The 26,247-nt window shown below is 65.9% G+C and carries 24 protein-coding genes; 15 read left to right on the top strand and 9 right to left on the bottom strand.

Going from position 1 to position 26,247, the window contains the following annotated elements:
- Positions 1-71 precede the first annotated feature (71 nt).
- The 5 genes from GGR25_RS03830 to GGR25_RS03810 all read left to right on the top strand — a co-directional run bounded on the left by GGR25_RS03830 (position 72) and on the right by GGR25_RS03810 (position 3,822).
- Positions 72-953: a substrate-binding domain-containing protein gene (locus GGR25_RS03830; RefSeq protein ID WP_183397659.1), complete on the top strand. Its 882-nt coding sequence runs from the start codon at positions 72-74 to the stop codon at positions 951-953.
- Positions 954-1,070: 117 nt separating this feature from the next.
- The gene (locus tag GGR25_RS03825; protein ID WP_183397370.1) at positions 1,071-2,057 is read left to right on the top strand and encodes an ABC transporter permease subunit; all 987 of its coding nucleotides are present in this window, start codon (positions 1,071-1,073) and stop codon (positions 2,055-2,057) included.
- Between the two features lie 5 nt (positions 2,058-2,062).
- A complete protein-coding gene (locus GGR25_RS03820) occupies positions 2,063-2,836 on the top strand; it encodes an ATP-binding cassette domain-containing protein (RefSeq protein WP_183397369.1) in 774 nt (257 codons plus the stop codon).
- Between the two features lie 10 nt (positions 2,837-2,846).
- The gene (locus GGR25_RS03815; protein WP_183397368.1) at positions 2,847-3,290 is read left to right on the top strand and encodes an ester cyclase; all 444 of its coding nucleotides are present in this window, start codon (positions 2,847-2,849) and stop codon (positions 3,288-3,290) included.
- Positions 3,291-3,477: 187 nt separating this feature from the next.
- Positions 3,478-3,822: a YajG family lipoprotein gene (locus GGR25_RS03810; protein ID WP_183397367.1), complete on the top strand. Its 345-nt coding sequence runs from the start codon at positions 3,478-3,480 to the stop codon at positions 3,820-3,822.
- Between the two features lie 39 nt (positions 3,823-3,861).
- Here the strand turns inward: GGR25_RS03810 and GGR25_RS03805 are convergent, their stop codons facing one another.
- Complete coding sequence (locus GGR25_RS03805; RefSeq protein ID WP_183397366.1) at positions 3,862-4,671, bottom strand: LOG family protein; 810 nt, start codon at positions 4,669-4,671, stop codon at positions 3,862-3,864.
- Positions 4,672-5,237: 566 nt separating this feature from the next.
- On the opposite strand from GGR25_RS03805, the gene GGR25_RS03800 reads away from it, so the two are divergent.
- Positions 5,238-7,169 (top strand): O-fucosyltransferase family protein, encoded by a 1,932-nt coding sequence (locus GGR25_RS03800; RefSeq protein WP_183397365.1) that lies wholly within the window; start codon positions 5,238-5,240, stop codon positions 7,167-7,169.
- 145 nt (positions 7,170-7,314) lie between these two features.
- On the opposite strand, the gene uvrA is transcribed toward GGR25_RS03800, so the two are convergent.
- Entirely contained in the window at positions 7,315-10,230 is a 2,916-nt protein-coding gene (gene uvrA, locus GGR25_RS03795) for an excinuclease ABC subunit UvrA (RefSeq protein ID WP_183397364.1), read from the bottom strand.
- Positions 10,231-10,498: 268 nt separating this feature from the next.
- Between uvrA and GGR25_RS03790 the strand changes: the two genes are divergently transcribed.
- Genes GGR25_RS03790 through GGR25_RS03775 form a run of 4 tightly spaced genes read left to right on the top strand, consistent with a single transcriptional unit; the run spans position 10,499 to position 14,015 of the window.
- Positions 10,499-11,005, top strand: a complete 507-nt coding sequence (locus tag GGR25_RS03790) for a single-stranded DNA-binding protein (RefSeq protein WP_210299790.1) — start codon at positions 10,499-10,501, stop codon at positions 11,003-11,005.
- A 19-nt stretch (positions 11,006-11,024) separates the two neighbouring features.
- Entirely contained in the window at positions 11,025-11,582 is a 558-nt protein-coding gene (locus GGR25_RS03785; protein WP_183397363.1) for a mismatch-specific DNA-glycosylase, read from the top strand.
- A gap of 19 nt (positions 11,583-11,601) precedes the next feature.
- Entirely contained in the window at positions 11,602-13,602 is a 2,001-nt protein-coding gene (locus GGR25_RS03780) for a tetratricopeptide repeat protein (protein ID WP_183397362.1), read from the top strand.
- Positions 13,599-14,015: a DUF2306 domain-containing protein gene (locus GGR25_RS03775; RefSeq protein WP_183397361.1), complete on the top strand. Its 417-nt coding sequence runs from the start codon at positions 13,599-13,601 to the stop codon at positions 14,013-14,015. Before GGR25_RS03780 ends, GGR25_RS03775 begins: the two co-directional genes overlap by 4 nt.
- 21 nt (positions 14,016-14,036) lie before the next feature.
- Here the strand turns inward: GGR25_RS03775 and GGR25_RS03770 are convergent, their stop codons facing one another.
- The 4 genes from GGR25_RS03770 to GGR25_RS03755 all read right to left on the bottom strand — a co-directional run bounded on the left by GGR25_RS03770 (position 14,037) and on the right by GGR25_RS03755 (position 17,986).
- Entirely contained in the window at positions 14,037-14,357 is a 321-nt protein-coding gene (locus GGR25_RS03770) for a hypothetical protein (protein WP_183397360.1), read from the bottom strand.
- A gap of 64 nt (positions 14,358-14,421) precedes the next feature.
- A complete protein-coding gene (locus GGR25_RS03765; RefSeq protein WP_183397359.1) occupies positions 14,422-15,072 on the bottom strand; it encodes a MarC family protein in 651 nt (216 codons plus the stop codon).
- 30 nt (positions 15,073-15,102) lie between these two features.
- Entirely contained in the window at positions 15,103-16,587 is a 1,485-nt protein-coding gene (locus GGR25_RS03760) for a hypothetical protein (protein ID WP_183397358.1), read from the bottom strand.
- Positions 16,562-17,986, bottom strand: a complete 1,425-nt coding sequence (locus tag GGR25_RS03755) for an MBOAT family O-acyltransferase (RefSeq protein ID WP_183397357.1) — start codon at positions 17,984-17,986, stop codon at positions 16,562-16,564. The genes GGR25_RS03760 and GGR25_RS03755 overlap by 26 nt, the downstream gene beginning before the upstream one ends.
- Positions 17,987-18,335: 349 nt before the next feature.
- On the opposite strand from GGR25_RS03755, the gene gyrA reads away from it, so the two are divergent.
- Together gyrA and GGR25_RS03745 are read left to right on the top strand one after the other, a co-directional pair.
- Complete coding sequence (gene gyrA / locus GGR25_RS03750) at positions 18,336-21,002, top strand: DNA gyrase subunit A (RefSeq protein ID WP_246409266.1); 2,667 nt, start codon at positions 18,336-18,338, stop codon at positions 21,000-21,002.
- Positions 21,003-21,006: 4 nt separating this feature from the next.
- Positions 21,007-21,399 carry a GFA family protein gene (locus GGR25_RS03745; protein ID WP_183397355.1) on the top strand — a complete coding sequence of 131 codons (393 nt, stop codon included), beginning with the start codon at positions 21,007-21,009 and terminating at the stop codon, positions 21,397-21,399.
- Positions 21,400-21,532: 133 nt separating this feature from the next.
- Here GGR25_RS03745 and GGR25_RS03740 read toward each other — a convergent pair whose 3' ends face one another.
- Positions 21,533-21,760, bottom strand: coding sequence for a hypothetical protein (locus tag GGR25_RS03740; RefSeq protein ID WP_183397354.1), 228 nt, complete (start codon positions 21,758-21,760; stop codon positions 21,533-21,535).
- 187 nt (positions 21,761-21,947) lie between these two features.
- Between GGR25_RS03740 and coaD the strand changes: the two genes are divergently transcribed.
- The 3 genes from coaD to GGR25_RS03725 all read left to right on the top strand — a co-directional run bounded on the left by coaD (position 21,948) and on the right by GGR25_RS03725 (position 23,554).
- The gene (gene coaD, locus GGR25_RS03735; protein WP_183397353.1) at positions 21,948-22,442 is read left to right on the top strand and encodes a pantetheine-phosphate adenylyltransferase; all 495 of its coding nucleotides are present in this window, start codon (positions 21,948-21,950) and stop codon (positions 22,440-22,442) included.
- 97 nt (positions 22,443-22,539) lie between these two features.
- Complete coding sequence (locus tag GGR25_RS03730) at positions 22,540-23,034, top strand: peptidylprolyl isomerase (RefSeq protein WP_183397656.1); 495 nt, start codon at positions 22,540-22,542, stop codon at positions 23,032-23,034.
- Positions 23,035-23,089: 55 nt separating this feature from the next.
- Positions 23,090-23,554 (top strand): peptidylprolyl isomerase, encoded by a 465-nt coding sequence (locus GGR25_RS03725; RefSeq protein WP_183397655.1) that lies wholly within the window; start codon positions 23,090-23,092, stop codon positions 23,552-23,554.
- 220 nt (positions 23,555-23,774) lie between these two features.
- Here GGR25_RS03725 and GGR25_RS03720 read toward each other — a convergent pair whose 3' ends face one another.
- Complete coding sequence (locus tag GGR25_RS03720) at positions 23,775-24,329, bottom strand: M15 family metallopeptidase (RefSeq protein WP_183397352.1); 555 nt, start codon at positions 24,327-24,329, stop codon at positions 23,775-23,777.
- 170 nt (positions 24,330-24,499) lie between these two features.
- Positions 24,500-26,227 (bottom strand): chloride channel protein, encoded by a 1,728-nt coding sequence (locus tag GGR25_RS03715; protein WP_246409175.1) that lies wholly within the window; start codon positions 26,225-26,227, stop codon positions 24,500-24,502.
- Positions 26,228-26,247: the final 20 nt, after the last annotated feature.

Here is a 26,247-nt window from a genome sequence, read left to right as displayed (position 1 = left end):
TCAAATGGGAGGCGTCTGACGTGTTCAAGAAGCTGACTCTCGCTTTGTCCGCTGCCGTGCTGGCCATTGCCATGCCGATCGCGGCCGAAGCCAAGACGTTCTACTGGGTTTCGCATGGCGGTCCGGCCGATCCGGTCTGGACCTATTTCCTCGCGGGCGCCAAGCAGTGGGCGAGCGACACCGGCAACACGGTGAACACCTCGTTCCACAATGGCGACGTCGCCTCGCAGCAGGAGGCCGTCCGCGCCGCCATCGCCGCCAAGGCCGATGGCATCGTGACCACCAGCCCGGATCCGGGCAGCCTGATCGAGATCGCCAAGGAAGCCAACGTGGCCAAGATTCCGATCATCAACTTCAACACGCCGGACCCGAAGGCGTCGTTCAACGCCTATGTCGGCGGCAACAACGTGGTCTTCGGCCGCAACTGGGCGCAGTACCTCGTCGACAAGGGCCTGGTGAAGAAGGGCGATCACGTCTGGATGCCGGTCGAGATTCCGGGCGCCACCTATGGCGTGCAGGAAGAAGAGGGCATCAAGAGCGTGTTCGAGCCGCTCGGCATCACCTATGAGGTGACCGAAGCTACGCTCGACCAGGCCGAGGTGATCAACCGCATGGTCGACTACCTCACCACCAACCGCCAGAAGATCAACGCGATCATCGGCCTCGGCGACCTCGTCACCGGCTCGATCAAGCGCGTGTTCGACCAGGTCGGCGTCAAGCCGGGCGAAATCCCGGTCGTTGGCTGGGGCAACTCGCTCGACACCACGCAGGAAGTGCTGAACGGCTATGTGAACGCCGCGCAGTGGCAGGACCCGCAGGCGACGAGCTATGTCGCATTGTCGCTCGCCAATATGGCGGCCAGCGGCATTCCTCCGGGCTTCAACGTCATCACCGGCGCGCTCTACGAGAAGGACACCGCGCAGGTCTACGACAACATCCTGTCCGGCAAGTAACCCGCAGATCGACCGGCGCGGCGGCCTCGCCGCTGCGCCTCTCGTCCGTTCGCTCCATTCGCGCCCGATCGCGGATGCGCGGCGCGTCGATCATTTCCAACATGATGCGGGTCCACCGTGGAACATCGATCCCTGATTCAACGCCTGGTCGCCAAGCCCGAATTCGGCCCCTTCGTCCTGCTGGTCGTCGAGGTCGCCGTCTTCTGGTCGATAAACCCCGATTTCCTGTCGCCGCTGAACATCTCCAACACACTCGCCTTCACGGTCGAGCTCGGCCTCATCGCGCTCGCCATGACGCTGCTGATGACGTCGGGAGAGTTCGATCTGTCCGTCGGCTCGCTGTTCGGCTTCTCGCCGGTGCTGATGTGGACGCTGTTCAACGCCGGCGTCGTCTCGCTGCCGCTCGCCTTCGTGGTCGCGCTCATCGTTGCGGCGATCATCGGCTATGTGAATGGCTGGTTCGTCACGCGGCTGAAGATCCCGTCCTTCCTCGTCACGCTCGGCATGCTGCTCGTCGTGCGCGGCACCGCGCTGTTCGTCACCGATGGCTTCCCGCAGCGGACCTGGAAGGCGGATGGCAACTGGCTCGCAACCATTCTGGTGGGCGATTTCTATGTCGGCCCCTTCCGCATTTATGCCTCGCTGTTCTGGTTCATCGCCGCGGTCATCATCCTCGGCTATCTGCTGACCAAGACGCGGACCGGCAACTGGATCCAGGCGGCCGGCGGCAATCCCGGCGCTGCACGGGCGCGCGGCGTGCAGGTCGACCGCGTGAAGGTCGGCCTCTTCATGCTGTCCTCGACCATGGCCGCGCTCGCCGGCATCATCTCCTCGATCCGTACCTCAGCCGCCAATCCGAACAGCGGCACGGGCTATGAGCTCGAGGTCATCGCCATGGTGGTGATCGGCGGCACGGCGCTCACGGGCGGCCGCGGCACGATCATCGGCACCGTGCTCGGCATCCTGATCCTGCGCATCATGCGCAACGGCATCGTGCTGATCGGCGTGCCGGGCCTCGCCTACAACATCTTCATCGGTGCGATCATCCTCGGCATGATGGCGCTGCACTCCTGGCTCGAACGCCGGCATCAGGCGGGGACGTGACGGATATGGTCGAACCTCTGATCAAGATGGAGAAGATCCGGAAGTCCTATGGCCGCGTCACGGCGCTCGACGGCGTGGATTTCCAGGTCAATCACAACGAGATCGTCGGCCTGCTCGGCGACAATGGCGCCGGCAAGTCGACGCTGATCAAGGTGCTTTCGGGCGCGGTGCCGCTGACCAGCGGCGCCATCCATGTCCGCGGCAAGAAGGTGGATTTCCATTCGACCAGCGACGCCATCGCCGCCGGCATCGAGACCATCTACCAGGACTCGGCGCTGGTCACGCAGCTCTCGATCGCCCGCAACCTCTTTCTCGGCCGCGAGCCGATCAAGGGGCCGCGCTTCCTGAACCGCATGGATCAGGACGAGATGAATCGCGTGGCGCGCGATCTGCTGAAGCAGGTCGGCATCTCGAAGAACATCCCGCCGACAACGCCGATCGGCTCGCTCTCCGGCGGCGAGCGGCAGGCGGTCGCCATTGCGCGCGCGATGTATTTCGACAGCGACCTGATCATCCTCGACGAACCGACCAACAATCTGGGCGTCGCGGAGACGCAGGGCGTGCTCTCCTTCGTCCGCAATGCGCGCGATTCCGGGCATTCGTGCATCTTCATCGCGCACAACATCCACCATGTCTTCCAGGTGGTGGACCGCATCGTCGTCATGCGGCGGGGCAAGGTGGTCGCCGACAATATCGATCCGAAGACGACCAGCGTCGCGGCCGTCGAGGACGTGATCACCGGCATGTCGGAACTGACCGGCGGCGCCCACGCGCATTAGGGACGGCGCCATGGCGGAGGGGCCGAGCATCTTCGCGGACAGTCTGGCGGCAAGCGCTAATGCGGAGCTGCTCGCCGCCTTCTTCGCGAGCGTGCTGTGCGGGCCTTCTGGCGAGGGCGCTGAACGCTTCCTCGCCGCCGAATTCCGCGATCACGACCCGGCCGGCGACGACACGGGGCCGGAAGGCGTCGCCGCCAAGCTGGCGGCGCTCTGGCTGGCTTTTCCCGACGGGCGGTTCGAGCCGATCGAAATCGTGGCCGCCGGGGATAGGGTGGCGGTCAGATCCCGCCTCAGTGGCACGCAGGCCGGTCCATTCGGGCCGCTGCCGGCGAGCGGCCGCGCGATCGATATCGCCTTCTTCGATCTCTATCGCGTCGCCGACGGATGGATCGCCGAGCATTGGCACGTCTTCGACGAGGCGGGCCTGATGCGCCAACTGGGGCAGGGTGTTTGATCACCGCCTTGTCGAAAGGCGCATACAAGCCGCCGGGCGAATGATGAAAGTGCGGCTTTACCGCCACGTCTAAGCGACAAAGGACGGCGCCCTGTCGCGGGATCGGGTCACAATTGTTAGAATTACTTCTGGACTCGCCGCCGACATATCGGCAGGAACCTTATTCGATGTTTGAGATTGTGATTGGATGATGACCCCACGCGCTTCCCTCTTCGCCCTCGCAGCCCTCGTGACCCTCGCCGGCTGCCAGACCAGTCCGCCCGTGCAGGTTGCCGCGCCGTCCGCGCCGATGGCGCGCGAGGAGCCTCTGCGCTGGGTGCGGACGGACGGCCAGAGCGGGCGCGCCAATCCGGCCCTCGCCGATCAGTTCGTCGCCGATAGCGCCGCGTGCGGAGTTCCGCCGATGACGGAAGCGACCAACGCAGCCCTTCGCGCCTCCGAATCCTGCATGTCGCAGCGCGGCTACGTCCTCGTTCCCGCCTCGCAGGCGGCCGCGACGGCCGAGCAGTATCGCCGCCAGGCGGGCTACTGATAGCGGTCTGACCGACGGGAGGGGCGCCGACAGGCGCCCTCAGCCGGGACCCGCGGCGAGCGGATCGTCATGTTCGCCGCGATGTCGCCCGACACCGCCGGCCACCAGCTCGTCCCAGACGCCTTCCGCGTTGTCGGCATAGGCGAACAGGTCGAGGTCTTGCCGGCCGATCATGCCTTCCTCGACCAGCGTCTCGAATCCGACGACGCGATCCCAATAGGCGCGGTCGACCAGAACGATCGGGATCGGCGGCGCCTTGCCGGTCTGGCGCAGCGTGACCAGCTCGAACAATTCGTCGAAGGTGCCGAACCCGCCCGGGAAGACGATGAGGGCGTTGGCGCGCATGGCGAGATGCATCTTGCGCATCGCGAAATAGTGGAAGCGGAAGGTGAGATCCGGCGTCGTCCAGGCGTTGGGCTCCTGCTCGTGCGGCAGCGTGATGTTGAAGCCGATCGACGGCGCGCCGGCCTCGCGCGCGCCGCGATTGGCCGCCTCCATGATGCCGGGGCCGCCGCCGGTCGCGATCACATTGTCGCGAAAGCCGGAATGGTTCTGCAGCGCGCCGCCGCGTTCCGAGACGATCCGTCCGACGGCCCGCGCCTCCGCATACCAGCGCCCGCGATTCCCGCCGGCATTCTCCGCGCTCCGCGCCGATCCGAATACGACGATTGTCGAGCGGATGTGGTGCGCGCGCAAAACCTCTTCGGCCTTCGCATATTCGAGCAGGAAACGAACCCCGCGCATCGAATCGCCGAGCAGAAAATCAGTGTCGAGCGCGGGCAGGCGATAGGACGGCGAGGCGAGTTGCGCTGCGTTGTCCGAAGGCGGTGATTTTGAAGGCGAATCCATGGTCATGATCCCGTGACTATCGGTCCCGCGATGCCGTCAATTCAACGCTGATCGCGCGACTTTGATGAATGCAGTCTGTCGGCACCGGAATCTGTGGGATTGTCGACCACGAAATCGGACGCTATTCTGACTCGCAGAGGCTGCTTCGGGATGTACGCGAGCAGGCTCTTGCGCGGCGGCTCATTTGGGGCATGGGCCTCGGCGCAAGGTAGCAGCAGGCGGCCCGCCGTTTTTGGCGAGGCCGCTCATCTTGGGTCGAACGGCACGGGACGATCTTCACCAGGCCTGACCGGAATGCGGATCGTTGTGGTCCGCATCCGATGACGTGCGTCGCGCAAAGTCGGACGTGCGCCAGATGTCTTGGTGTGAGCGAAACGCGCCAGGGGAGACATGTATGTCTCTGAGTTTCGGTTTCGGGGAGCGGTTGTTGCGCCGCGCCTCGGATCATGTGCAGCCAACAGCCGCGGCACGTGTGAGCACCGCACGACGCGATTGCGCGATCGGCGGTGGCCGCTGTGAGGCCGCTCGGCGACAACGGGCGGCCATGTATCGAGTCCCAAACCCTCATGTCGCTCTTGTCGCTCTCGCATCTTGAAGCGTTGCCGCGCCCGGCGGTTGTTGCCCGGCGTTGGGACGGGCTCGGCGGCCGCCTGAACGCGATTATCAATGCGATGGCGCTTGCCTCGGCTCTCGACGCGGAGTTTCGGTTCGCCTGGCCGGGCGGTCCGAGCATCCCCGGGGCGGCGGAAGAGCTGTTCTCCTCCGATTTCCTCGCGGCGCACGCCATCGCCATCGACGAACTGGATAGCCGCGAGGTACTCCCGGACCCGACGGAGCAGTCGCTCGCGGATGCGCGGCGGCACCTGGCTCGGGCCAGCCGAAACACGATGATCGATGTGGTGGAGTATGCGTCGACTCTCGGCTTTCGGGACGAGAGCCACCTCACCACCGGTCGTCGTTTCCGTGCCGCATCGGAGCGGATCGGCTGGAGCCCGGACGTCGCGCGCGTCATCGCGATGATCAATGCGGGCTTCTCCATCGGCCCGTATGCTGCGATTCACGTGCGCGCCGGCGACATCGTCGAGGGAGACTGGCGGCAGTTCCTGCCGGTGGAGAAGTACACGCCGCGGGCCTTTGTTGAATTCGCGATCCAGCGGCTGCTGGCCGAAGGCGCCGGCCACGTCCTGATCCTGTCGGACAATGAGGACTATGCGCGCGAGCTCCGCCAGCGTTTCGACCGCGTTAGGCGACCGCAGGAATTGCTGCCGAACTATGTCGAGCTGACGACCGCACAGCGCGCTCTGGCCGACATCTGGCTCCTGGCGCGCGCGACGCGCATCCTGGGCCCGACCACCAGCGCCTTCAGCCGTCTCGCGGGCAATCTGTCCGGCGTGGTGATGCGCGGAACCCACGAGACGCTGAGCAGCGAGGAAGCACGGGTGACGCTCTCGCGGGCGATCGAGAGCGCGATTGCCGAGCACCCATCCGAGCGCCATCGCCGCGCGCTGCTGGCGCGCGATATCGCTTGGTATATCGGCGTGTTCGGCGACAGCGTGCCGCTCGGTGAACGATTGCGCCTGTCCGAGAAGGCCGTCGCGTGCGAGCCGGACTTTTCGGGTGCGCTCAACAGCCTTGCCTTCGCCAGGGCGTTCGCCGGCGACGCCATGGGCGCGCGGACCGCATCGCTCCGCGCCTTCGCCGCGGCAGGCGCGAGCCGCATCCACGCCGATCCCACGGTGGACAGCCTGGCGACGGCGATATCTTCCGAGGCCCTGGAATTTGGTCGGACGGCGCGGGGCGACTCGGCCTGGGGTCTGATGCGCCGCGATCGACGGTCGCAGTCCATGCGCCAGGCGAAGGCACTGGACGGGCTCTCCGCACAGCTGGTTCGCTGCGAAGCGATGGTGCCCTATCAGATCCACCATCAGGACGTGCTGTTCAATCTGCGCTTCCAGCTCGCCGCGCTGCACTGGCTCGGGCAACTCGACGACAAGCCGGCTGCAGCCGCGCGGGGCGCACTCGCGGCCCAGGCCGAGGATCCGCCTCTGCCCGGTGTCTGGCGCCTGCCTGGCCTCTCCACCCTTTCCGCGCCGGGCGGCTTTCCGCTCACGCTGCGCAGGGTGGAGATCGTTTCGATTCGTCTCGCCCGCGCGATCGGCGAGGCGGTCCAGGCGCTTGGCTGGCAGGCCGATCGGCCGAGCTATTGCTATGTCGAATCCGTGACGACGTCGCTCACGGGTCTCAGATGGGTCAATGGATGGGCCCATGATCCAAAGAACAGAGCGGGGATCGCATTCGGATTGTCGGTCGATGCCTCGGTCGCGTCGGGTGGGCTGACTTTCATCCCGAGGCCGGATGTGGTCGCGACGCTGAAGGACGAAAAGGCGCTCACCTGCGGCTTCTCCTTCCCGGTGCCCGCCAACGCTCCGGACGAGTTCGGCGAACTGCAATCGGCGATGACGACTGCGCCGAGGCGTAAGCGGCGTTTCTGGTTCTGACGGCCGTGTGCGGGGACGGACTGTCGGTGCAGCCGAGCGCGGGCCAGCGCGCTCGGTCCATGAAGCGGCAGGCGCACAGCAAGTGCTGCGGCGCGCACGCCGCCCCCTTCCGGAACAGGTAGCCCGAAGCCCTCGCCGCCCTTCCTCAGGCGGCGGCTTCGCTCTTGCGCGGGGGGCGGCGGTTGAGGACGCCCTTCAGGAAGCGGCCGGTATAGCTCCCCTCGACCTTGACGATATCCTCCGGACGGCCGGTCGCGACGATTTCGCCGCCGCCGTCGCCGCCTTCGGGGCCGAGATCGATGATCCAGTCCGCGGTCTTGATCACCTCGAGATTGTGCTCGATCACCACGACCGTATTGCCCTGGTCGACCAGCGAATGGAGCACCTCCAGCAGCTTCGCCACGTCGTGGAAATGCAGCCCCGTGGTCGGCTCGTCGAGAATGTAGAGCGTCTTGCCCGTGGCGCGGCGCGACAGTTCCTTGGCGAGCTTGACGCGCTGCGCCTCGCCGCCCGACAGCGTCGTCGCCTGCTGTCCGACCTTCACATAGCCGAGCCCGACCTCGTCCAGCGTCTCCATCTTGTCGCGGATCGCCGGCACGGCCTGGAAGAAGTCCCGCGCCTCCTCGACATTCATGTCGAGCACGTCGGCGATCGACTTGCCCTTGAACTTCACGTCCAGCGTCTCGCGGCTGTAGCGCTTGCCCTTGCAGACCTCGCAGGTGACGTAGACATCCGGCAGGAAGTGCATCTCGATCTTGATGACGCCGTCGCCCTGACACGCCTCGCAGCGGCCGCCCTTCACGTTGAACGAGAAGCGGCCCGGGCCGTAGCCGCGCGCCTTCGCCTCCGGCAGGCCGGCGAACCATTCGCGGATCGGCGTGAACGCACCGGTGTAGGTCGCCGGATTGGAGCGCGGCGTGCGCCCGATCGGCGACTGGTCGATATCGATGATCTTGTCGATGAACTCGAGACCCTCGATCCGGTCATGCTCTGCCGGATGGATGTGCGCGCCATTGAGCCGCCGCGCGACCGCCGCATAGAGCGTGTCGATCAGGAAGGTCGACTTGCCGCCGCCGGAGACGCCGGTGACGCAGGTGAAGGTGCCGAGCGGGATATCGGCCGTGACATTCTTCAGATTGTTGCCGCGCGCGCCCACGACGCGGATCTTCTTGGTCTTCGAAATCGTCCGCCGCTTGGACGGCACGTCGACGACGAGGTCGCCGGAGAGATAGCGTCCGGTCAGCGAGGCGGGATTGGCCATGATCTCGGCCGGCGTGCCCTTGGCGACGATCTCGCCGCCATGGACGCCCGCCGCCGGGCCGACATCGACGACATAGTCGGCCGTCAGGATCGCATCCTCGTCATGCTCGACGACGAGCACGGTATTGCCGATATCGCGGAGGTGCCGCAGCGTCTCGAGGAGACGCTCATTGTCGCGCTGGTGCAGGCCGATCGAAGGTTCGTCCAGAACGTAGAGCACGCCGGTCAGCCCGGAGCCGATTTGCGAGGCCAGGCGGATGCGCTGGCTTTCGCCACCGGACAGCGTGCCGGAATTGCGCGACAGCATCAGATAGTCGAGCCCGACATCGACCAGGAAGGAGAGCCGCTCGCGGATCTCCTTGAGGATCCGCACCGCGATCTCGTTCTGCTTGTCGTTGAGCTCCGCCGGCAGCGCCTCGAACCACGTCGCGGCATTGCGGATCGACATTTCGGAGATCTGCGCGATGTGCTTGCCGGCGATCTTGACCGCGAGCGCCTCGGGCTTCAGCCGCGCGCCGCCGCAGGCCTTGCACGGTGTCGACCCCTGATAGCGCTCGATCTCCTCGCGCGCCCAGTTCGATTCCGTCTCGCGCCAGCGCCGCTCCAGATTGGTGACGACGCCCTCGAAGCTCTTCTTCGTCTTGTAGGCGCGCGTGCCGTCATTATAGACGAACTCGATCTCCTGGCGGCCGGTGCCGAACAGGATCGCGTTGCGCCCGGCCTCGGGAATCTCGTCCCAGGCATCGGACATCTCGAAGCCGAAATGGCGACCGAGCGCCTCCAGCGTCTGCGCATAATAGGGCGAGGACGATTTGGCCCAGGGCGCCACGGCGCCCTGCTTCAGCGTCAGCGAGCCATCGGGGACGACGAGGTCCGGATCGATCTTCTTCTCGGATCCGAGGCCGTCGCATTCCGGGCAGGCGCCGAAGGGATTGTTGAACGAGAACAGCCGCGGCTCGATCTCGGCGATGGTGAAGCCGGAGACGGGGCAGGCGAACTTCTCCGAGAACAGGATGCGGCGCTCATTGCCCTTCTCATCCTTCTCATCGGCGAACTCCGCGACGGCGATGCCCTCGGCGAGCTCCAGCGCCGTCTGGAACGAATCCGCGAGCCGCGCCGCGATGTCGCCGCGCACCACGATGCGGTCGACGACCACGTCGATGTCGTGCTTCAGCTTCTTGTCGAGGGCCGGCGCCTCGTCGATCTCGAAGAACACGCCGTCCAGCTTGATGCGCTGGAAGCCCTTCTTCTGCAGTTCGGCCAGTTCCTTGCGGTATTCGCCCTTGCGGCCACGGATCATCGGCGCCAGCAGATAGAGCCGCGTGCCCTCGGGCAGAGCGAGAACGCGGTCGACCATCTGGCTGACGGTCTGGCTCTCGATCGGCAGGCCGGTCGCGGGCGAATAGGGAATGCCGACCCGCGCGAAGAGCAGGCGCATATAGTCGTAGATCTCCGTGACCGTGCCGACGGTCGAGCGCGGGTTCTTCGACGTGGTCTTCTGCTCGATCGAGATCGCCGGCGAGAGGCCGTCGATCTGGTCGACATCCGGCTTCTGCATCATCTCGAGGAACTGGCGCGCATAGGCCGAGAGGCTCTCGACATAGCGGCGCTGGCCCTCGGCATAGATCGTGTCGAAGGCGAGCGAGGACTTGCCGGAACCGGAGAGCCCGGTCAGGACGACGAGCTGGTCGCGCGGAATGTCGAGGTCGATGTTCTTGAGATTGTGCTCGCGCGCGCCGCGGATCGAAATGAACTTGCCCGCGCTGGCACCCGGCCGTGGTGCATCGACATCGTGAACCATGAGAACCTATCCGTCGGAGGAGGGGCCGGCGCCCGGCCGACAAGCAAATTTAGGCAATCGACCCGCCGAAACAAGAACCGTGCCGCCCGTGATCGCGCCTGCCGGGTCCGCATCCGCGATTCCACGGGATCATGTTGCCAGAACGCCTGTCATTGTCTAGAACGAAAAGTGAACAGGCTGGTCTTTGCGTGTGGACAAGCCACAATGCGCCGGGCTGGCCCGGCCGTTTCGGTCTATTCTGGGACAAAGACGATAGAAGGAAGTCATCATGGCCGGCAGCGTCAACAAGGTCATTCTGGTTGGAAATCTCGGCCGCGACCCGGAGGTGCGCCGCTCGCAGTCGGGCGATCCGATCGTCAATCTGAACATCGCGACGTCGGAGAGCTGGCGCGACAAGGCGAGCGGGGAGCGCAAGGAAAAGACCGAGTGGCACCGCGTCGTCATCTTCAACGAGAACCTCGCGAAGATCGCCGAGCAATATCTGAAGAAGGGCTCGAAGGTCTATGTCGAGGGCCAGCTCCAGACCCGCAAATGGCAGGACCAGTCGGGCCAGGAGAAATACACGACCGAGATCGTGCTGCAGCGTTTCCGTGGTGAGCTGACGCTGCTCGATGGCCGCGGCGGTCCGGGCGAGGGCGACGATTATGGCAGCAGCGCCGGCGGCAATTTCGGCCGTTCGAGCCCGATGGAGAGCCCGCGCGGCGGAGCCGGACGCCAGCCGGCGCCGGCATCGAGCTCCTTCGGCGGCGATCTCGACGACGACATCCCGTTCTAGGCGCGGGCCGCTCGCCTCCATGCCCATCCTCCCCGATGTCCTTGTGCCCGGTCTCGACATCGTGTTCTGCGGGACGGGAGCGGGGGCGTGGTCGGCGCGCGTCGGCGCCTATTACGGCAAGCCCGGCAACAGGTTCTGGCCGACACTTCATGCGATCGGCCTGACGCCGCGGCGGCTTGATCCGACGGAATTTGCGGACGTGACGGCGTTCGGGCTCGGCCTGACGGATGTCGCCAAGGAGCATGTCGGGCAGGACGAGGCGATCGATCTGGCGCGTGTCGATGCGGCTGCTCTGCATGCCAAGATCGCCGCTTTTGCCCCGCTCTGGCTGGCCTTCACCTCGAAGCGCGCGGCGAGCCTCGCGCTCGGCCGGCCGACGGCGGCGATCCCCTATGGCGAGCAGGCGGAGCGGATCGGCGCGAGCCGCCTCTTCGTGCTGACCTCGCCCTCGGGCGCGGCCACGTCGCATTGGTCGATCGCGCCATGGTCCGATCTGGCGGCCCGTGTGGGCCGCGGGCCGCGCGAACGATTGATCTCCAACGGGCGACTGTCTAAGACGCAGGAAATTCCCGCATGAGGGGCAGGGAGCGCCAAGCATGAACACCCCGTCGTCCTTGCAGGCGACCTTCGCGAACGCCGTCGCGGCCTATAATGCCGGGCGCCTCGCGGAAGCCGAGCGCGCCTGCCGCCTCGTACTGTCCGCCAAGCCGAACGTCTTCGATGCGCGCTATCTGATGGCGCTGATCCTGGCCGGGCTCGGGCAGCACAAGCAGGCCGTCGAGAGCTTTGACAAGGCCATCGCGCTGAAGGGCGGCGTTGCCGAGGTGCTGAGCGCCAAGGCGACGAGCCTGCAGGCACTCGGCCGTTTCGCCGATGCCGTCGCGGCCTATGACAAGGCGCTGGCCGCCAAGCCCGTCTTCGCCGAGGGCTGGTTCAATCGCGGCACGGCGCTGGAGGCGCTGGGGCGCAACGACGAGGCGCTGGCGAGCTATGACCGCGCCATCGCCGCGCGGGCGAACTTTGCCGAAGCCTATAATAATCGCGGCATCCGCCTGCAGGAGATGGGACGGAGCGAGGAGGCGCTGGCGAGCTTCGATCGCGCGCTGTCGATCGCGCCGCGTCACGTCGCCTTCCTGCACAATAAGGGCCGCCTGCTGCGCAATCTCGGCCGCCAGCTCGACGCGATCGCGGTCTATGACCGCGCGATCAATACCGGCGCCGCCTTCCCGGAAATCTGGATCAGCCGCGCCGTGGCGCTGCAGGATCTGGGTCGCACGGAGGATGCGCTGGCGAGCTTTGATCGCGCTCTGGCGCTCCGCCCCGACGATGTCGGCATCCTGGTCAGCCGTGCCAGCGCGGAGATCGTCGCCGGCCGCCCCGCCGATGCGCTGGCGACGCTCGATCGCGGCGCCGGCAAGCCGGGCGCGAGCGCGGAATATCACGCGCTGCGCGGCAATGCGCTCTACGAGCTCGATCGCTACGAGGAGGCGATCGCCGCCTATGACAGGGCGCTGGCGCTTGCGCCGGGCTATGCCGGCGCGCGCACCGACCGCGCCAATGCGTTGCGCGTCGTCGGCCGCCAGGAAGAGGCGCTCGCCGATTATCAGGCCGCTTTGCGCGCCGAGCCCGGTTCGAACGAGGCCGTCTACGGCCGTGGCACGCTGCTCCTCTCGCTCGGCCGCTTCCAGGAGGGCTGGCCGGATTTCGAGAAGCGCCGCACCATGGGCGGCTGGGAGAAGCGCGAATTCACGACGCCCGAATGGGACGGTTCGGAGATCTTCGGCCGTACGCTGCTCGTCCATGCGGAGCAGGGGCTCGGCGATACCATCCAGTTCTGCCGCTTCGTGAAACTGCTGCAGGGGCGCGGCGGCAAGATCATCCTCGAAGTGCCGCAGTCGCTGCGCGCGCTGCTCGCGACGCTCGGCAACGTCACCGTGGTGGCGCGCTCCGAGAAGGTGCCGCTGCATGATGCACATGTGCCGCTGATGAGCCTGCCCAATGCGCTGCATGCCGGCGGCGACATCCGCCCCGGCGGCGTGCCCTATCTCTTCGCCGATCCGGCGAAGGTCGAGGCCTGGAAGGACCGCCTGCCCGGCAGCGGCTTCCGCATCGGCATCGCCTGGCAGGGCAATCCCAATGCGCGCGTCGACAGCGTCCGGTCCGTGCCGCTCGCCGCCTTCGCCCCGCTGGCGAAGCTACCCGGCGTCACGCTGGTCAGCCTGCAGAAGGGCCATGGCACCGAGCAACTCGAGAGCCTGCCGGAGGGCATGCGGGTCGAGACGCTGCCGGAGGATTTCGCGACCGGCCCGGATTCCTTCATGGACACGGCCGCGGTCATGGCCAATCTCGATCTGATCGTGTCGATCGACTCGGCCGTGACGCATCTCGCCGGCGCGCTCGGGCGCCCGCTCTTCGTGGCGCTCAAGCGCTCGCCGGAATGGCGCTGGATGGAGGGCAGGGAGGATTCGCCCTGGTATCCGACGGCGCGCCTCTTCCTGCAGAAGCGCGAGGGCGAATGGAACGAGGTGCTGGAGCGCATCGCCGGCGCGGTGGCCGAGCGCATCGCCGTTGCAACCAGCGCGGCCGAGCCGGCGTGAGCCTCGAGCCGCTGCTCGCGGCCCCGCTGGCGATCCGCATCCATGCCTTTGCGGCCATGGCGGCTTTCGTGCTCGGTGCGGTGCAGATCGCGGCGCCCAAGGGCACGATCCCGCATCGCGCCTTCGGCTGGGCCTGGGTGGCGCTGATGGTTGTCGTCGCCGGCTCGTCCTTCCTCATCCATTCGATCCGGACATGGGGCGACTGGAGCCCCATCCATATCCTTTCGATCGTGACCCTGCTGGCGCTGCCGGGCGCAGTGTTGCACGCCCGCCGCCACCGCGTGGCAGCGCACCAGCGTGCGATGCTCATCCTTTTCGTCGCTGCGCTCGGCATTGCAGGCGCGTTCACGCTTGCGCCCGGCCGCATCATGCATGAGGTCGTCTTCGGGACGGCAGCCGTGCCGGGAGCGTGAACGCGGCGCTGCGCGGGTCGCTCAGCTGTGCGGGATCACGCGGAAGATGTTCCAGCGCGACGTCCCCGACACGACGTGCGGCTCAAGCTTCTTGCCCCATTCCGCATGGGCGGGGATGTTGCCGATCTTCTGGAAGAAGCCTTCGAGCTCGGCGAGGCTTTCGACGCTGATATTGTTCTCGATCGTCGCCTCGAGCGCGCCGATCGATCCGGTCACCACCGTCGAGCGGCTCGGATCGATCCCTGCCTTCGGACCGATCTCGCGCTCCCACTCGCGCATCAACTCGATCGCCTGCTGCTTGTAGCCGAAACGGGCGTCGATCTGCCAACGTGCGATGAACATGATCTTTTCCTCCGGCCGCCGAGGTCCGGCGGCAGGCGCATCATAACACCGCACGCATGCACCATCACGGGGCGGACACGGTCCGCGCGATCGCGACGACGCCGTCGGCGACGAACTGCACCGAGAGGGCGGAGAGCAGCACGCCGAGCAGCCGCGTCAGCACCATGCGGCCGGTATCGCCGAGCGCCCGGTCGAGCGGGCCCGCCAGCAGAAAGACGGCAAGGCAGCTGCCGATGAGCAGCAGGATGATCGCCAGCAGCCCCAGCAGGCCGACGAAGCCCGGCGCGGAGGAGGCGGTCAGGATCGTGGCCGAGATGGCGCCCGGTCCCGAGATCAGCGGTATGGCGAGGGGAAACACCGCGAGGTGGTGCACGTCGTCGCGCGTGAAGACGTCTTCCTCGATCACGCGGTCGGCGCTCGCCTGCTTCCGCTTGGTGCGGCGCTCGAACACCATCTCGAAGGCGATCCAGAACAGAAGCAGGCCGCCGGCGATGCGGAAGGCCGGCAGCGAAATGCCGAGGAAGCCGAGCAGGCCCTGGCCGCCCAGCGCGAACGCGAACAGGATGGCCGCCGCGGTGGTCGTGGCCCGGATCGCCGTGCTGCGCCGCTGGTCCGGCGACATGCCGCGCGTCAGCCCGACGAAGATCGGCGCGAGTCCAATCGGATCCATCGTCACGAACAGCGTCACCAGCGCGTTCAGCAGATAGTCGGCCATTCACGGCTCCCCGCAGGCCCGTCGCGGCCGCTACCAGTCTTTCGCGCCTGCGCTCCAATAGCCATAGGCGGCGCAACGGCCATCCTTGCTGCGGACCGGATCGGCACGCTCCGGCATGGCCATCGCCACCGTGTAGCACTCTTCCGGGTCCTCGATCAGCAGTTTGTAGTCGCGCCCGTCGCTGCGATACCAGATGTCCGGCAGGTCGGAGCCCGAGGAAAGCTCTGCCGGGAAGGCGCCGTTCGCGGCCTTGTCCGCGGCGAGCGTTGCGGCGAGGGTGGCGAGGCGATCGAGGTTTCGCTCATAGGGCAGCAGGAACGGGGCGACGGGCTGGCGCAGGCTGTCGACCCGTTCGCGGGCGCGTTTGGCCAGTTCCTCGGGGTCGGCATGCGCGAAATCGAACGGCTCATCGGCGATGCTCCTGATGCAGGCGCCAAGCGCCTTCGAATAGAGGAACTGACCCTTGACGTTCACATGATAGACCGTGTCGTAGCGATATTGGCGTGGCACGATCATGGAGATCGGGTCGCAATGGATCGGGAATCCCTCCGCGTCGGCGCGGCGCGCGAGGTCGATCAGGGTCTGCCAGTATTCCGGCGTGAAGATCGTGCCGTGGTCGTCCTCCACGATGACGGGCCAGGTCATGTACAAATGGGCGCCGCGCGCATCGATGAAGCGTTGCCAGCCGGTGAGCTGGCGCAGCGCGAACGGCGAGATGCTTGCACTATTGGGGGTCGTCAGCTTCGAGAGGCCGGCGAGCCGGGAGGCGGGCGTGTTCTCCGGTACGATCAGATCTCCGTCCGGTGAGACAGACGAAATGCTGTAGGGCCATTGAGGGGCTGCCTCGGGATCCGCAGATTCCTCATGCCACGCCTGCCGAAGCGCTTCTCCCTCGCGCACCGGATAAGATCGAACGCCGGACAGGCGATAGCGCAGCGCGTCCTTGAGGCCCTCGAAAATGCGAAACGGTGAAGTCGCCTTGAGAATTTCGATATCTCGCGCCAGCGGAAGCGGCGCGGCGTAGCGATAATAGATCGCGAGAAAATTCGCGGGCGTGAGCTCTGACGGCTTGTCGCGGGCATAGAGCTCGAATTCAAAGGGCGCCACTACCTTGTCGCCGGCCTGGATGAAATCGCTCGCGCTGAGGGCGATGAGATCGATGTCGAGGCCGGCATGCTGGCCGAAATTCAGGAAGGGAAGTCCGGATTCTTCGGCGATGACCGGGGTGTTGGCACCGAAAAGAGAGGCGGAGCCGGCGAACATCACCACTTTGGGCTGGTCCGGCGGCAGGGCGGCCAGACGCTCCTTGTAGAGCATCCGGCGGAGCTCGGTGATGTCCCTCAGCCACCATTCGGCGCCTGCCCAGCTTCCCATCTGGAGGACGACGAGGCCCGCATAGGCCAGCAGGGCCAGCACGGCGCCGAGCGCCATCATCGCGATGGCGCGCCGTGCCCGCGTCGTCAGGCCGTCGCGGATCGCCTGCCGGCTGCTAGAAGCGGAAATAGATGAAGGCATTCTTCGATGTTCCGCCTGTGAGGCCGATCAGGGCCAGAGCGAACAGGGCGCCGCAATAGAGCGCGGTTCGCAGCGCCAGTCCATGGTTCGGGCCGATCGTCGCCCGGGCGATCCGGTAGGCCGGCGGTCCGAGCAACGCGATCGCGCCGGAAATGCCGACGAGGACGAGCATGCGGTTGAGTTCGGCCGGGCGTGCAAACGGGCGATAGCTGTCCGTCAGGGCGGTGAGCGGGTTGGCCATGACCTGAAGCTGGGTGAGCGCGCCGGCGAGGGTCGTCGACCGGAAAAGAACCCAGACGGCGGTGACGAACAGGAAGGTCAGCAGCCAGGCGAACCAGCGCGGCAGGCTCGGCAGGCCGGAGCGTCCATACCAGCGATTGACGGCGAGCCCGACGCCATGCGCCAGGCCCCAGAGCACGAAGCCCCAGCCCGCGCCGTGCCAGATGCCGCCGATCACCATGGTCAGGATCAGATTGGCATAGGTTCGGCCGGTGCCATGCCGGTTTCCGCCAAGCGGAATGTAGAGATAGTTCCGCAGCCAGTTCGACAATGTGATGTGCCAGCGCCGCCAGAATTCCTGGATCGAGAAGGATTTGTAGGGCGAGGCGAAATTGAGCGGCAGGCGGATGTTGAACATCATGCCGAGGCCGATGGCCATGTCGCTATAGCCCGAGAAATCAAAATAGATCTGGAACGAATAGGCGAAGGCGGCGAGCCAGGCCGTGAGGAAGCCGAGTTCCGACTGCTTGTCGAAGAACGGGATGATGTAGGCGCCCAGCGGATCGGCGAGCGTAACCTTCTTGGCGAAACCGACAGAAAACAGCGCCAGGCCGAAGCAGAGATTGCGCACGCGTGGTGTGAAGACGCGCTTCAGCTCGATCTGCCGGCTGATTGGCAGATAGCTGGTGATCGGACCGGCGATCAGATGCGGGAAGAAGAACAGGAAGAAGATGTAGTTGACGAGGTTTGGCCGGCGGATGCGCTTCCGCGCCACGTCGACCAGGAACGCGATCTGCTGGAACGTAAAGAAGGAGATGGCAAGCGGCAGATGGCGGAACTCGCCATGCGACACCTCATGGCCGAACGCCGAGTTGATCGTATCGGTGACGAAGTCGAAATATTTGAAATAGCCGAGGATCAGAACGTCGAGCGTGATGCCGATCGTGAGCAGGAGCCGCGTGTAATGGCCACGTTCGATCGCGAGGGCGAGCGAGAAATTCGCGACGAGGGCGAGGGCGAGGACGACGAGGTCCTCCGGGCCCGAGACGATATAGAAAACCGCGGATGCGAGGATGAGAAAGAGCTTCGCGCCCTGGTCGGAATAGCGCCCGACAAGGAACGTGACGGCAAGAGTTGCCGGCAGGAAAAGAAAGATGAATTCAGGGGAGGAAAAGAGCATCGGTGGCGCGCATCGTCAAAGGCGAATCGCTCACCTGTCGGCAGCGAGCGTGGGACTTTATCGTGGAGGACGATCACATCGGATAGCGCAAATTGCCACTTGTCCGGTCGCATGCGCAGCGCCGGGGTCTTTCGCCGGCGGGAAAAGCGCGGAAAGAAGCCGATTTGCGACCCTTTGAGGGCGTCGGCCGCCGGGTTTCCTTGAACCGCCACAATGCCATCCTTATGATGGCGACCAATCGAAACTGATTCCGGAACACCCCTTGTCCGATATCAACGAGCCGCCTCGCCCCGATGGTGCGGGTGACGGCCGGCCCCCTGAGTTTGAAGGCATCTCGATCACCGAAGAGATGAAGCGGAGCTATCTCGATTACGCGATGAGCGTGATCGTGAGCCGCGCGCTGCCCGATGCGCGCGACGGGCTGAAGCCCGTTCACCGCCGCATCCTGCATTCGATGAACGAGAACGGCTACGACTGGAACAAGCCGTATCGCAAATCGGCCCGCGTCGTCGGCGATGTCATCGGTAAGTACCATCCGCATGGCGACCAGTCGGTCTATTTCGCACTCGTCCGCATGGCGCAGGATTTTTCCATGCGCGTCATGCTGGTCGACGGCCAGGGCAATTTCGGCTCGGTCGACGGCGATAGCCCGGCCGCGATGCGATACACCGAGGTGCGCCTCGCGAAGTCGTCTCGCTCGCTGCTCGACGATATCGACAAGGACACGGTCGACTTCCAGGAGAACTATGACGGCTCCGAGCGCGAGCCCGTCGTCCTCCCGGCGCGGTTCCCGAACCTCCTCGTCAATGGCGCGGGCGGCATCGCCGTCGGCATGGCGACCAACATCCCCTCGCACAATCTCGGCGAGGTGATCGACGGCTGCATCGCCTATCTGAAGGATCCGTCGATCTCGATCGAGGATCTGATGGAGATCATTCCGGGGCCGGATTTCCCGACCGGTGGCCTCATTCTCGGACGCGCCGGCATTCGTGCGGCGTATTCGGAAGGCCGCGGCTCGATCCTGATGCGTGGCAAGGTGGCGGTCGAGACGATCCGCAAGGAGCGCGAGGCGCTCATCATCACCGAGATCCCGTATCAGGTGAACAAGGCGACGATGATCGAGAAGATCGCGGAGCTGGTTCGCGACAAGCGCATCGAGGGCATCGCCGACATCCGCGACGAGAGCGACCGCCAGGGCATGCGCGTCGTGATCGAGCTGAAGCGCGATGCCGTCGCCGATGTCGTCCTGAACCAGGTGTACCGCTTCTCGCCGCTGCAGACGTCGTTTGGCGTCAACATGGTCGCGCTCACGGGCGGCCGTCCGCAGCTGATGAATCTGAAGGACCTGATCCAGGCCTTCGTGAACTTCCGCGAGGAAGTGGTCGCGCGGCGCACCCGCTTCCTGCTCAACAAGGCGCGCGACCGCGCGCATGTGTTGGTCGGCCTCGGCATCGCCGTCGCCAATATCGACGAGGTCATCTATCTGATCCGCCATGCGCCCGATCCGGGCACCGCGCGCGAGCAGTTGATGGCGCGGCACTGGCCGGCGGCCGATATCGCCCCGCTCGTCGCGCTGATCGACGATCCGCGGCACAAGCTGGCGGCGGATGGCACCTACCAGCTCTCCGATACGCAGGCGCGCGCGATCCTCGATCTGCGCCTGCAGCGTCTGACCGCGCTCGGACGCGAGGAAATCGCGGACGAGCTCACAAAGCTCGGCATCGAGATCGCCGATTATCTCGAGATCCTGCGCTCCCGCGCCCGCATCGTCGCGATCATCCATGACGAGCTGGTCGCCGTGCGCGACGAGTTCGCGACCCCGCGCAAGACCGAGATCCTCGACGGCGGTGCCGATTTCGAGGACGAGGACCTGATCCAGCGCGAGGACATGGTCGTCACGGTCAGCCATGAGGGCTACATCAAGCGCGTGCCGCTCGCGACCTATCGCGCCCAGCATCGCGGCGGCAAGGGCCGCGCCGGCATGGCGACGAAGGAGGAGGATTTCGTCACGCGCCTCTTCGTGACAAACACCCACACGCCTGTCGTGTTCTTCTCCTCGCGCGGCATCGCCTACAAGATGAAGGTCTGGCGGCTGCCGCTCGCGGCGCCGCAGGCCCGCGGCAAGTTCTTGAACAACCTGCTGCCGCTGCAGGATGGCGAGCGCATCACCTCGATCCTCCTCCTGCCCGAGGACGAGGAGAGCTGGTCGACGCTCGACGTCATGTTCGCGACGACGCGCGGCACGGTCCGCCGCAACAAGCTGTCCGACTTCGTCAACGTCAACCGCAATGGCAAGATTGCGATGAAGTTCGACGAGGAGGGCGACGCGATCGTCGACGTCCAGCTCTGCTCGGAAAGCGACGACGTGCTGCTGACCACGGCGGCCGGCCAGTGCATCCGCTTCGCGACCACCGACGTGCGCGTCTTCAAGGGCCGCGATTCGACGGGCGTGCGTGGTATCCAGCTCGCTGAGGGCGACGAGGTCATCTCGATGGCGATCCTGCGCCATTTCGATGCCTCCGGCGACGAACGCTCGGCCTATCTCAAGATGAGCCGTGCGGTGCGCGGCGAGGCCGAGACAGAGGAAGCCGGCGTCGAGAGCGATGCCGAGGCCGTCAGCGGCAACGAGCAGTTGCCGCAGGATCGCTACATCGCCATGAGCCTCGCCGAGCAGTTCGTGCTCACGATTTCCGAGAATGGCTACGGCAAGCGGACCTCGTCGTTCGAGTACCGGATCACCAATCGCGGCGGCAAGGGCATCGTCGCCATGGCGGTCAATGAGCGCAATGGCCGCCTCGTCGCGTCGTTCCCGGTCGAGGATAGCGACCAGATCATGCTGGTCACCGATGGTGGCCAGACGATCCGCATGCCGGTGGGTGGCGACAAGCCGGTCCGCATCGTCAGCCGCGGCTCGCAGGGCGTGATCGTCTTCGATACCAACGAGGGCGAGAAGGTCGTGTCGGTCGATCGGCTGAGCGAGGCGGAGACCGAGGGCGAGGCGGGCGCGGAAGGGTAGGGGCGTGGATCGATTCGAAGGCGGCTGCGTGTGCGGCAACGTCCGCGTTGTGGCATCCGGACGCCCCTATCGGGTCGGTCTCTGCCATTGTCTCGATTGCCGCAAGCATCATGGGGCGCTGTTCCACGCTTCGGCGATCTTCCCTGAGGATGCGGTGACGATCGCCGGCGAGACGCGGGATTATGCAGGTCGGTTCTTCTGCCCTCGCTGCGGCTCCTCGGTGTTCTCGCGTTCCGATGACGAGATCGAGGTCAATCTCGGTTCGCTCGATGCCCCGAACCAGCTTGCGCCCACCTATGAGAACTGGACTATCCGCCGGGAATCCTGGCTGCCGCCATTCGAGCTGGCACGGCACTATGAGCGCGATCGGGAAGGCGCCGGGCGCTTCGAAGACTAGGCGGGCTGCTTCGAAGACCGGCATGCGAAAGCACACGCTTTCAGGCTTATGGGCATCCGAAGGATGGCGGTGCCAATAAAAAAGCGCCGGCCAGAGGCCGGCGCTTGGAGGTCGAGGGGGTGGGGTCTTGAGGTCAGTCCGCGACCGGTGTCGGTACGCGGGTCAGGATCGAGATACCGTCGATACGTTTCTCGATGGTTATTTCATTCGAGGCGGCGCTGCTCGCGACATAGGCCAGACGGTCGGTCTTCTGGGCCAGCGGGAAGTGCTCGTCCTTGTAGGCGCTCGCGCTGGCCAGTCCGACCGCGGCCGTCGCTACGACACCAGTCGCCAGGATCGCTGCATGAAACCACGTGGTCATGACCGAACTCCGTGTCTTGTTCGGATTGAACTTGGACACAAACTGCTTTAACGGCTATGAACGGCATCACAACGCGCCGTCCACTACTTGTTCAGGTGGTTAATCAATGCCTTTCCTGCCAGTTGGTTCCCCCAAGATTCCAACCGGCGTCCGGTAACACTTTCGCGATACGGCGTTTACATCCGGCATGACTCGCATCGCCTTCTTCCCCGGATCTTTCGATCCGCCGACCAACGGCCATGTCGAGATGGTGCATTCCGCCCTGGCCATCGCTGACCGTCTGATCGTGGCGATCGGCGTTCATCCTGGCAAGACGCCGCTGTTCACCTTTGAGGAACGCGTCGCGATGATCCGTGAGGCCGCGGCGAGCGAGCCCGGCGCCGCCGAGCGGATCGATGTCGTCGCCTTCGAAGGGCTCACGGTCGATGCTGCCCGCACCCATGGCGCGACGCTGCTGATCCGGGGCCTGCGCGATGGAACCGACTTCGACTATGAGATGCAGCTCGCCGGCATGAACGGCCAGCTCGCCCCCTCCATCCGCACCGTCTTCCTGCCGGCCTCGCCGCAGACGCGGCCGATCACGGCGACGCTGGTGCGCCAGATCGCGCGGCTCGGCGGTGACGTCTCGCCCTTCGTCCCGCCCCATGTCGCCCGAAAGCTGACACAAAAATTCGCTTCCTGAGCCCGCCGCGCTTCCCGCGGCCAGCCAGACTCCGGAGAGATCCTTGACCCGATTCCTTGGCCTGATGGCGGCGCTCGCCGCCTTCCTCTTCGTCGCGATGCCTGCGCAGGCTGCGAACGAGAAGCTCGATCCCGAGAACACGATCTATCTCGATCTCAAGGATGGGCGCGTCGTGATCAAGCTGCGCCCCGACCTCGCGCCCAAGCATGTGGCGCAGATCAAGAAGCTCACCCGCGAGGGCTTCTATGACGGCATCGTGTTCCACCGCGTGATCGACGGCTTCATGGCCCAGACCGGCGATCCGACCGGCACCGGCACCGGCGGCTCCAACCTGCCCGATATTCCGGCCGAATTCTCGAAGGCGCATTTTGCCCGCGGCACGCTCGGCATGGCCCGCGCGCAGGATCCGGATTCGGCGAATTCGCAGTTCTTCATCATGTTCGCCGATGGCGGCTTCCTCGACGGCCAGTACACGGTCTGGGGCGAGGTGGTCAGCGGCATGGAATATGTCGACAAGATCAAGCGCGGCGAGCCGCCGTCCAACCCCGACAAGATCGTGAAGATGCAGGTCGCCGCCGACGTCAAGAAGTGACGCCGGCGCCCGATCCAAACCAACCCATCTGAAAAAGGAGACCCCCGTGGCCGATATCAAGGACCCAGAGAACACGCTCATCCTGGAAACGACCAAGGGCACGGCGATCATCGAGCTGCGCCCGGACCTGGCGCCCGGCCATGTCGCCCGCATCAAGGAACTGGCCCGCCAGGGCTTCTATGACGGCATCGTCTTCCATCGCGTGATCGAGGGCTTCATGGCCCAGACCGGCGATCCGACCGGCACCGGCATGGGCGGCTCGGGCAAGAAGCTCAAGGCCGAATTCTCGCGCGAGCCGCATGTGCGCGGCACCGCCTCGATGGCGCGCGCGCAGAACCCGGATTCGGGCGACAGCCAGTTCTTCCTCTGCTTCGGCGATGCCCGCTTCCTCGATGGCCAGTACACCGTCTGGGGCAAGGTCGTCGAAGGCATGGACAACATCGACAAGATCAAGCGAGGCGAGCCCGTCCAGGACCCCGACAAGATCATCTCGATGAAGGTCGCCGCCGACGCGGCGTGACGCATTCGGATCCGGCCGCCTTGCGCGGCCGGATCCGCTCTGGAGTTGCCGGCCACAGGTCCGGATGAGCGCCTGCTTCTGCCGGCGCCGTATGCCGCCCTCGATGAGGGCCGCCCGGGACGATCCGGCCTTGATCGTCATCCCACACTCTCACCGCGTCCTGTCGTCACCACGGCGAGTGCCGAATGCCGGTCGCCCTGCGGGGCGGCCTTCCGGCGTCTCAGTCCTTCGGCGGCGTGGTGCCCCAGCGCTCTTTCATCTTCGCGTCGATCTGCGCGACGCTGAAGAGCTTGCGCGGGGAGGCTGCAGTCTGGAACTGCACATGCGGCCAGTCCTTGAATTTGGACCAGAGGCCGCCGGCGTCGAGACCGAGCTGTCCGGCTTCCGCCGCATAGACCTGATAGCCATTCTGGCCATTGATCTTCTTCGTGGTGCTCCACTCGGCATGGCCGTCGACCACCCAGAAGCAGTCGCAGGCCTCGCCCCACTGGTGCCAGCTGAAGCCGGGCAGCGAATTGGTGACGTGGGGACCATGCTGCGGTCCGACCGCGGTCAGGATACCTGCCAGGTATGGCGCCCCTTCGCTCTGGAGTTTTTCGACGGCGACGGCGATCTCCTGGATCGCGCTGCTCTGCCGCCACAACCGCGCCTGGCGCCAGGGGTCGCGCAGCGCCTCGTTCGGCCGCATCTCGATCCCGCGCTTGGCGCAGTTGGCGATGAGCGCCTCAACCTTCTTGCGGAACTCGGGCACCAGCGGCTTCAGATCGGCGGCCATGCGCATTCCCTCCATGATTGAGGGAATGAATGATACAACTTATAAGATTTGCATACAATGAAGATGTAGCCGGAGGTTGTGGGCCGCACCTTCGCCGTGCCCGAGCGCGGGCAGGTGGGCTAACGTTGTGGCCGCCGTCGTCACCCGCGCGGAGGCGCCGGCAGCGCCTCTCAGACTTCGCCGGCGAGATCGCGACGGGAGCGGTCGAGTTCCTCGGCATAGCGGCGCAGCAAATGGGTTTCGGTCAAGAGACCGATCACGCGGCGGCTCTGCGGGTCGTCGACGACCACCAGCTCCTCGCTTTCCGCCTTGTCGAACAAGGTCGCTGCCTCGCGCGCATCCATCTGCGGCAGCAGCATATCCGTGCCATAGCGGCTGAGTTCGGCGACGGTCTCGTCCTCGGCGCCGCGCCGCGCATGCGCTTCGGCGACCACGACGATGCCGAAATAGTGCGCATCCGGATCGACGACGACGACGCGCTGCGTCGAGCCGAGCGGAAACAGGCTGCGGAAGGCATCGAGGCGCAGCGTCGATAGCACTGTGCGGACATCCGTCCGCATCATGCGGCCGACCGTGAGGTCGCGCAGCAGGCCGACATCATGCGCGCTGCGGATGGTCTCGCCGCGCAGGTGCAGCCGCCAGGTCGAGAAGGAATAGCCGAAGAGCCGGCGCACGGTGAGCGCCGAGAGGATGGAGGCGGCGAGGACGATCCCTGTCAGTCCCAGGTCGCCCGTCGCCTCCAGCGCCAGGAAGGTCATGGTCAGCGGGCCGCCAATCACGCCGACGGAGAGCGCGCTCATGCCCACGATGGCCGTGACGGTCGGGTCGATCGCGTGTTCCGGGGCGAGCGTCGCAACGACCAGTGCGAACAGCTTGCCGCAGAGCACGCCCAGGAACAGCGAGGCGAAGAACATGCCGCCGCGAAAGCCGGAGCCAATCGATACCGCGCTTGCCGCGACTTTGGCGAGGATGACCAGCACCAGCACGCCGATGGAGCTCTCGGCCGCGAGGTTGAGATAGAGCGCGCCATGGCCGGCGGAGAGGGATTGCGGCGTGGCGAGCGCGAGCAGGCCGACGGCGACTCCGCCGATGGCCGGCCGCGCGAAGCGGGGCAGGCCGCTTTTCTGGAAGCCGCGCTCGACCAGAGTCATGAGGCGCATGATGCCGATGGCGACGAGGCCGAGCAGGATCCCGAGCAGCAGATAGGGCACATAGTCGGCGGCCTCGACATGGAACGCGCCGGGGATCGAGACCGCATGCGGCGTCATGCCGAGGCTGCGGGCCGTCAGATAGCCGCAGAGCGCCGCCGTCATCACCGGCGCGACGGTCGCGATCGAATAGACGCCGATGATCAGTTCGAACCCGTAGAAGGCGCCGGCCAGCGGTGCGCCGAAGGCGGCGGCGATCGCCGCTGCCGAGCCGCAGCCGACGACGAGGCGCAGATCGGGACGGCGCAGGCCGAGCCGCATGCCGATCGCCGAGGCGACGCCGCTCGACACCTGCGTATAGCCGGCCTCGAGGCCGACGGAGGCGCCGAAGCCGTTGGAGACGATGTTCTCCAGCCCGACGCGCAGGCTGTCCTTCAGCGACATGCGTCCGCCATGCAGCGCATTGGCCTCGATCGGGTCGACGATCGGCGGGCGCGGCTTGCGGAAGATATAGAGGATGACGCCGAGCAGAAGCCCGCCGGCCAGCGGGACCGCGTAACGCCAGGTCGGTTCCAGCATCGAAACGGCTGACAGGCGCTCGTCCAGCGGAATGGCGAAGAGCAGGACGTGCATGGCCTGCGTCAGCGAGCCGATCAGCGCGACGATCGCCCCGGACATCACGCCGATGACTGCGGCGACGACGATGAACGAGGGCTCGCTGGAACGCGCCAGCGAGCGAATGCGCTGCATCAGTCGGTTCAGGAGCGGAT

Origin of the sequence: Kaistia hirudinis, from assembly GCF_014196455.1 — a bacterium.
Classification (GTDB): domain Bacteria; phylum Pseudomonadota; class Alphaproteobacteria; order Rhizobiales; family Kaistiaceae; genus Kaistia; species Kaistia hirudinis.
The sequence above is the reverse complement of the archived record's forward strand: the minus strand, read 5'-3'. Positions and strand labels throughout refer to the sequence as shown.